Annotated in this window: 7 protein-coding genes and 1 riboswitch; of the genes, 2 read left to right on the top strand and 5 right to left on the bottom strand. The window is 58.0% G+C overall.

Translation table 11 applies throughout. The annotated features are described in order from the left end of the window. Positions 1-119 precede the first annotated feature (119 nt). Positions 120-983 (bottom strand): glutamate racemase, encoded by an 864-nt coding sequence (gene murI, locus AC6BYQ_RS23090; protein ID WP_025921004.1) that lies wholly within the window; start codon positions 981-983, stop codon positions 120-122. Then, the gene (gene btuB, locus AC6BYQ_RS23085) at positions 928-2,805 is read right to left on the bottom strand and encodes a TonB-dependent vitamin B12 receptor BtuB (RefSeq protein WP_309530737.1); all 1,878 of its coding nucleotides are present in this window, start codon (positions 2,803-2,805) and stop codon (positions 928-930) included. Before btuB ends, murI begins: the two co-directional genes overlap by 56 nt. Positions 2,806-2,874: 69 nt before the next feature. Next, positions 2,875-3,094, bottom strand: a riboswitch (cobalamin riboswitch). 115 nt (positions 3,095-3,209) lie between these two features. Between btuB and trmA the strand changes: the two genes are divergently transcribed. Then, positions 3,210-4,313 carry a tRNA (uridine(54)-C5)-methyltransferase TrmA gene (trmA, locus tag AC6BYQ_RS23080; protein ID WP_063918335.1) on the top strand — a complete coding sequence of 368 codons (1,104 nt, stop codon included), beginning with the start codon at positions 3,210-3,212 and terminating at the stop codon, positions 4,311-4,313. A gap of 33 nt (positions 4,314-4,346) precedes the next feature. On the opposite strand, the gene AC6BYQ_RS23075 is transcribed toward trmA, so the two are convergent. Together AC6BYQ_RS23075 and fabR are read right to left on the bottom strand one after the other, a co-directional pair. Then, positions 4,347-4,718, bottom strand: coding sequence for a YijD family membrane protein (locus tag AC6BYQ_RS23075; RefSeq protein ID WP_019452254.1), 372 nt, complete (start codon positions 4,716-4,718; stop codon positions 4,347-4,349). A gap of 15 nt (positions 4,719-4,733) precedes the next feature. Beyond that, positions 4,734-5,366 (bottom strand): HTH-type transcriptional repressor FabR, encoded by a 633-nt coding sequence (fabR, locus tag AC6BYQ_RS23070; RefSeq protein WP_019452253.1) that lies wholly within the window; start codon positions 5,364-5,366, stop codon positions 4,734-4,736. Between the two features lie 218 nt (positions 5,367-5,584). On the opposite strand from fabR, the gene sthA reads away from it, so the two are divergent. Next, complete coding sequence (gene sthA / locus AC6BYQ_RS23065) at positions 5,585-6,982, top strand: Si-specific NAD(P)(+) transhydrogenase (protein ID WP_004931047.1); 1,398 nt, start codon at positions 5,585-5,587, stop codon at positions 6,980-6,982. Here sthA and oxyR read toward each other — a convergent pair. Further along, on the bottom strand, positions 6,965-7,882 hold the full coding sequence (oxyR, locus tag AC6BYQ_RS23060) for a DNA-binding transcriptional regulator OxyR (RefSeq protein ID WP_015379402.1): 918 nt from the start codon (positions 7,880-7,882) through the stop codon (positions 6,965-6,967). The genes sthA and oxyR overlap by 18 nt on opposite strands. Between the last annotated feature and the right edge of the window lie 108 nt (positions 7,883-7,990).

Raw genomic sequence — 7,990 nt, 5'->3', positions numbered from 1 at the left:
CGGCGGCTTGTCAGTCGTTGTTCCCGGTCAGTGGAGGCGCATTATAGGGAGTTCTCGGCGGGCCGCAACCCCTAATTTCAATATTTTTTCCGACCGTTGAATGTTTGACCAAAACGCCGCTAAAGCGGCAGTTTTTTCAACGATTTAAAGCCGTAGCCCTGCAAAACGGGCAATAAAGCGTCAGTATCTTCATTTAACGCCATGCAATACGCCAGATTCTCTTCCTGGCTCGAAACCAGATTTTCCTGCGTCGAGATGAGCCAGGCGGTACGGCGGGCTATCGCCGCACCGGAATCCACCAGCCGGGTACCTTCCGGCAACACCTGCATCAGCTCTTCCGCTAACAGAGGGAAATGGGTGCAGCCCAGCACGACGGTATCCGGCGGCTCACGCATGCTCAGCCACGGATGCAGGATCTTCTTCAGCACCGGCAGCGGCACGGCTTCGCCGTGCAGCTTGGCTTCCGCCAGCTCCACCAGCTCCGAAGAACCCAACAGTTCAATCTTGCAGTCGGTGGCAAAACGAGAAATCAGTTCGTGGGTGTAGCTGCGCTGTACGGTGCCGCGGGTCGCCAACAGGCCGACAATGCCGTTAACGGTAAGACGGGCGGCCGGTTTGATGGCGGGCACCACGCCCACGACCGGGAAGCTGAAACGCTCGCGCAGGGCCGGCAAGGAAACAGTGCTGGCGGTGTTGCAGGCAATGACGACAATCGCCAGAGGATGACGCTGCTGCACCGCGCCAACTATCTCCAGCACGCGCTCAACGATAAACTCTTCGGACTTCTCGCCGTAGGGGAACGCCACGTTGTCGAAAGCGTATATATAGTGGAGATCCGGCAGCAACTGCCGAATCTCCTGATATACCGACAACCCGCCGACGCCGGAATCGAAAACCAGCACCGTCGGGCGAGGTGTGGCGGTGCTGTTAGAAGGTATAGCTTCCAGTGAGGTAGTATTCTCTTCCTGGAGTAGCGTAGCCATAGGCCGTCTCATAATCTTTATCAAACAGGTTGGCAATTCTACCACGAACTGTCAGATGAGATGTGACCGGATACGAAACTGCGAGATCCCACAGGCTCACGCCGCCGAGTTTAACCGTCGGGCTTGGATAAACGCCATAATCCTTGTCATAGCGCTCACCCAGGTATTGATAGGTCACCGCCCAGTCAAAGTCGTACAGCTGCCAATCCAGCTCATACTTCACCTGTTGTTTCGCGCGGCGCAGCAGCACTTCATTGGTTTTAGCATTGCGCGGGTCGACATAATCGTAACCAATCTGATGCGTCAACGGACCGGTTTCAAAAGAAGCGGTGGCCTCTACACCCTTAATGGTCGCCTTACCGATATTGTAATAACGGTAACTCACCGGATCGCTGTCAATCAGGTTATCGATGTCATTGCGGTAGCCGGAAACGCGCCAGGTCACCGGCCCGGTCAAACCTTCGAAGCCGCCTTCCCACTGTTTGCTTTCTTCCGGCTTCAAGTTGCTGTTGCCATAAGTGGTACTAAACAGCTGGTTCATGTTTGGCGCTTTAAACGCGGTGCCATAGGAAGCGATGAAACGGTATCCTTCGATGAACTCCCAGGCTGCGCTGGTTTGCCACGTGCCGTGCCAACCGAACTCAGAGTTATCGTCGCCGCGCGCTGCGGCCTCAAGCGTCACCGGCCCCACCAGTTGCTGCCCGGTCAGATAGATGCCGGTATTGCGCTGGCTTCTCTCGCGGCTGACGGACGCGGTGCCCGGTTTGATCTGTTGATCCTGCCAGTCGGCGCCCGCACTGACGGTGCCTTGAGCCACCTTGAAAGTATTGCCCCACTGCAGATTGTATTGCTCTGAATCATCCAGGCTGGAGGAAATCGCATACTGCCCTTTGCGCGGATCGTAATTGTAGTCTTTGCTGTGGCTGTAGCTTCCCACTAACTGCGTGGCGTAAATTCCTTCCTGATAGCGCAACCCGGTGTCCCAGGTTTGACTATACAGTTTGCGCGTATCCGGCAGACCGGTGATATTGAAATTTTTATCGTAAGAATAGAAGCCGTCGTAGCCCGTACGGTTGTCGTAGCCATATCCACGCACAAAGCCGCTGATTTGCTCGTTGAACCGGTGCTGTACCGCCCCGTATAGCGATTTGCTCATGAAGCCATCGCGATCGGGCTGCGGAATGCTGGTGTTGCCTTCAGCCACCACATCATACCCTTTGGTATAGGTGTAGTTCCCCGCCACCGTCGCCACGGTGCTGTCGCCCAGCAGCTGTTGCGTCGACGCATCATAGGACTGATAGCCGTTGGAGCCAACGCCGGCAGCCAGCGTAGTGCCGTTCTTTTCGCGGGTAGTAATAATGTTGACCACGCCGCCGATGGCGTCGGAACCGTACACCGCAGAGCGCGGACCGCGAATGTATTCGACTTTCTGCACCAGCGAAATCGGGATTTGGCTGAGATCGGAAGAGCCGCTGACGCCCGCCTGATTAAGGCGGATGCCGTCGATCAATACCAAGACATGGCTGGAGTTGGTGCCGCGAATGAATAGTGAACTCTTTTGTCCCAACCCACCGTTTTGGCCGATGTCCACCCCTGGCAAGCGGCGCATCACGTCGGTCAGGCTCTTGGCCTGCCAGCGATCGATATCGTTGCGGGTGACGACGGAGGTCGGCGCCAATACGGAAGAAACCGGCTGCGGGAAGCGGTTGGCGGTCACCACCAGGTTATCGCCATTCGTGGCCGTGGTGTTGTCTTGCGCCCATCCAGAAAAAGCCGTGACGGAGGAGACCACCGCCAGCAGCGTGTTTTTTGTAATTGTCATGAGAAAAGCATCCAAACTTAATTGGCGGATGCCGCAGGATCATGGCCGGTAGTTCGCGACGGCCACGGACATTGCGACGTAACACCGGCAGGTCTTCGGGCTTGGGATTTGCGGGCCGCGGGGCGCGACCGGCAACGGGCGATGACTTCCCATCCTGCAGTGGACAGTGTCTGCGTCGAAACGCTATCGCCGTGACTTCCCCTTACCGCTGCGCGTCAGCTCCGGATTCACACCGGATTCCCTTTTCACTCGCTGCTTGAGGCCGGACGGCAATGCTACGATCAATGAAAATAGATGTCTAGACTGCTACTAATGTTACAAATAATAAACGCGACAAAACTGGACTTCACGGGCTGATTCCCTACAATCCCCGCTGATCAAATTTGCCTGACGAGAAGACACACATGACGCCCGAGAATTTGCCTATTGAACGTTACGATGACCAACTGGCGGAGAAAGTCGCCCGCCTGAAGACGTTGATGTCACCGTTCGCGGCGCCCGAGCCGGAAGTGTTCCGCTCGCCAGTCGACCACTACCGCATGCGCGCCGAGTTCCGCATCTGGCACGACGCGGAAGACATGTATCACATCATGTTCGATCAGCAGACCAAGCAGCGTATTCGCGTCGATCGATTCCCGGCCGCCAGCGAACTGATCAACCGTCTGATGAGCGCCCTGATCGCCGCGCTGAAACCGGAGCCGATCCTGCGCCACAAACTGTTCCAGATAGATTATCTGTCGACGCAAAGCGGCAAAATCATCGCCTCGCTGCTGTACCACCGCAAGCTGGATGAGGTTTGGCAACGGCGCGCCGAGCAGCTGCGCGACGATCTGCGCGCTCAAGGGTTCGATCTGCAGCTGATCGGTCGGGCGTCGAAAACCAAAATCATGCTCGACCAGGATTATGTTGACGAAGTGCTGCCGGTTGCCGGCCGCGACATGATCTACCGTCAGGTGGAAAACAGCTTCACTCAGCCCAACGCGGCCATGAACGTGCAGATGCTGGAATGGGCGCTGGCGGTCACCGCCGGCTCCAAAGGCGATTTGCTGGAGCTGTATTGCGGCAACGGCAACTTCTCGCTGGCGCTGGCGCGCAACTTCGAGCGCGTGCTGGCGACCGAGATCGCCAAGCCGTCGGTGGCGGCGGCGCAATACAACATCGCCGCCAACCATATCGACAACGTGCAAATCATCCGCATGGCGGCAGAAGACTTCACTCAGGCCATGAACGGAGTGCGCGAATTCAACCGGTTGAAAGGCATCGATCTGAGCGGCTACAACTGCGAGACGATTTTCGTCGATCCGCCGCGCAGTGGGCTGGACGATGAAACGGTGAAGATGGTGCAGGCTTACCCGCGCATTTTGTATATCTCATGCAACCCGGAAACGCTGTGCGCCAACCTGGAAACGCTGCAGACTACCCACCGAGTCAGCCGCCTGGCGCTGTTCGATCAGTTCCCGTATACCCATCACATGGAATGCGGCGTGTTGCTGGAAAAGCACCGCTGATACGACAGGGGCGCCACATGGCGCCCCGTTTCATTACGACTCTTGAGTCGGCGCATCCAGCGCCTTGCGCGCCTTCAGCTTGACCCCGATCCACAACACCAGCGCCACGCAGAGAACCGACGGCAGGAAGTTGGAGCCGATCTGCGGGTATTCGGCGCGCACGATGGCGCTGTACAGCAGCAGCCCCAGCAGGAAACAGGCCGCCGCCAGCTTCGGCATGCCGTCCGGCATGGCGCGGTTCAGGTAGCGCTGATGCAGACAGTACACGGCCAGCACCAACGCAAGCAGCGGGAAGATCGAAAACGGCACCACCGAGCTGAACAGCGCGGCAAAGGAACCGTTGATCGAAAGGCCGGCAATCAACGCCAGCAGTAAGGTGCCATTTTCACGGCCTGGTTTTTCCATCATTTTTTACCTTTTTTATACGTGGGACACAGAAGCTTTTTCTTGTTCGCGACGATACCAGTAATACGCCCCTTTAGAGATCATCCGCAGTTGCAGCACCAGCCGTTCTTCCAGCTGCAGCCGCTGCTCGGCGTCGATATCCAGCGCTTCCGCGCCGGCGCTGAACACGATGGTGACCATCGCTTCCGCCTGCGCTTCGGTGAAGCTGCGCGGCATGTGGTTTTCCAACTCGAGGTAGTCCGCCAGTTCGGCGATGAAATGCTGGATCTCGCGTGCCACCGCCGCACGGAACGCCGCCGACGTGCCGGAGCGCTCGCGCAACAGCAGGCGGAAGGCGTTCGGGTTGTTGCCGATAAATTCCATAAAGGTGGACACCGAGGTGCGGATCACGCTGCCGCCCTTGGCGATGCGTTGGCGCGCCTGGCGCATCAACTGGCGCAGCATCAGGCCGCTTTCGTCCACCATGGTCAGCCCCAGCTCATCCACATCGCGGAAATGGCGATAAAACGAGGTGGGCGCGATACCCGCCTCACGTGAAACTTCCCGCAGGCTCAGGCTGGCGAAACTGCGTTCGGCGCTCAGCTGGCTGAAAGCGGCTTCGATCAGGGAACGACGAGTCCGTTCTTTTTGTTGTGCTCTGACGCCCATATGCATATCCAGATAGGTTCCATTCTCTCAGTCTAACGCCCTAGACCCGGCAATATAGCAAATTTTATTGCAACAGCATTTATACTAACGCGCTCTATCACACTTCCGCCCTGAGCCGATTGTGCTTTGACTCAAAAAGCCTAATGGTGATTGGGTGAGCAGCGCTATGATGTTAAGATACCGTTGTAATCTTGTATAAAAAAACAGGTCTCTCCTACATGCAACAGCACTATCAATTTGATGCCATAGTGATTGGCTCGGGCCCTGGTGGTGAAGGTGCCGCCATGGGGCTGGTGAAACAGGGCGCCCGCGTGGCCGTTATCGAACGGTACAACAACGTAGGCGGCGGATGTACCCATTGGGGCACCATCCCTTCCAAAGCCCTCCGCCACGCCGTCAGCCGCATTATCGAATTCAACCAGAACCCGCTCTACAACAATTCGCGCACGCTTAGCGCGACCTTCCCTGACATTTTACGCCACGCCGATAACGTCATCAGCCAGCAGACCCGCATGCGCCAAGGGTTCTATGAGCGGAACCAGTGCAAGCTGTTCGCGGGCGACGCGCGCTTCATCGACGCCAACACCGTCAGCGTCAGCTACATGGACGGCACCCAGGACACCATCCGCGCCGACCACATCGTGATCGCCTGCGGCTCGCGCCCTTACCACCCGGCCAGCGTCGATTTCAATCACCCGCGCATCTACGACAGCGATTCCATCCTCGAACTGAGCCATGAACCGCGCCACGTAATCATTTACGGCGCCGGGGTGATCGGTTGCGAATACGCGTCTATCTTCCGTGGTCTGAACGTCAAGGTCGATCTGATCAACACCCGCGATCGCCTGCTGGCGTTCCTCGATCAGGAGATGTCGGATTCGCTCTCTTACCACTTCTGGAACAACGGCGTGGTGATCCGCCACAACGAAGAGTTCGAGAAGATCGAAGGCACCGAAGACGGCGTGATCGTGCACCTGAAGTCCGGCAAGAAGGTGAAAGCGGACTGCCTGCTGTATGCCAACGGCCGCACCGGCAACACCGATTCGCTGGGGTTGGAGAACGTCGGCCTGGAGTCGGACAGCCGCGGGTTGCTGAAGGTGAACAGCATGTACCAAACCGCGCTGTCGCACATCTATGCGGTCGGTGACGTGATCGGCTATCCGAGCCTGGCTTCCGCCGCCTACGATCAGGGCCGCATCGCCGCGCAGGCGATCGCGTCCGGCGAAGCCAGCGGTCACCTTATCGAAGATATCCCGACCGGCATCTACACCATTCCGGAAATCAGCTCCGTCGGCAAAACCGAGCAGGAACTGACGGCGATGAAGGTGCCGTATGAAGTGGGCCGCGCCCAGTTCAAGCATCTGGCGCGCGCGCAGATCGCCGGGATGAACGTCGGCAGCCTGAAGATCCTGTTCCATCGCGACACCCTGCAGATCCTCGGGATCCACTGCTTCGGCGAGCGTGCGGCGGAGATCATCCACATCGGCCAGGCGATCATGGAACAGAAAGGTGAAGGCAATACTATCGAGTATTTCGTTAATACGACCTTCAACTATCCGACCATGGCCGAAGCCTACCGGGTGGCGGCGCTGAACGGCTTAAACCGCCTGTTTTAACGCGCTGTCGATGTAGCCCTGCATGTGCTCGCGGATCGCCTCGGCCAACTGCTCATAACGGCTGCGCAGTGGGGAACCGGGGCGGTACACCAGCGCGATGGTGCGCTTCGGCTCAGGCTTGTAGCAATCCAGATAGCAGACGCCGTCGCGTTCGCGCTGCGGCGGCACGGCCAGTGACGGCAGCAGGGTAATGCCGCTGCCGGCCGCGACCATGTTACGCAGCGTTTCCAGACTGGTGGCGCGGAAGTGGGTATCTTCGTCCGCGCCCGCCTGGAAGCAGAAACCCATCGCCTGATCGCGCAGGCAGTGGCCATCTTCCAGCATCAGCAGTTTCTCACCCGCCAAATCCGGCATCGCTACGCGCTCACGCTGCGCCCAAGGGTGATCGGAATACACCGCCAGCTTCATCGGTTCATCGAACAGAGGCACTTCGATAAACGCCTCGGTCTCCTTCACCAGCGCCAGAATGGCGCAGTCCAGTTTGCCGCTGTCGAGCTGCGCCAGCAGTTGATGGGTTTGCGCTTCGTGCAGATACATTTCCAGCTTCGGGAAAGTTTTGTGCAGCGTCGGGATGATCTGCGGCAGCAGATAAGGCCCCACGGTCGGGATCAGGCCGATGTGCAGCGGCCCGGACATGGCTTCACCCTGTTGGCTGGCCATCTCCTTCAACACTTTCACTTCGCGCAGCACGGTACGCGCCTGCTCCACCAGCAACAGGCCCGCCTGGGTGAACAGCACCTTGCGGCTGGTGCGTTCGAGCAGCATGACGCCCAACTCGTCTTCCAGCTTGCGGATCTGCCCGCTGAGCGTCGGCTGGCTCACATGGCATGAATCGGCCGCGCGGCGGAAGTGCCGGTGCTCGGCCAAGGCGACCAGATACTCTAAATCACGAATGTTCATTGTTTCCCTCCAATCCATGATAGCTCATGGCGATAGATAAGATAGCAATGAGCGATTAGATCTATCAAGCCCCAACGACAATAATGTGTCCCAACGAAGCGATATTGC

This window comes from Serratia sp. LTN-2, assembly GCF_059740205.1.
This window is presented reverse-complemented; position numbering and strand designations above follow the sequence as displayed.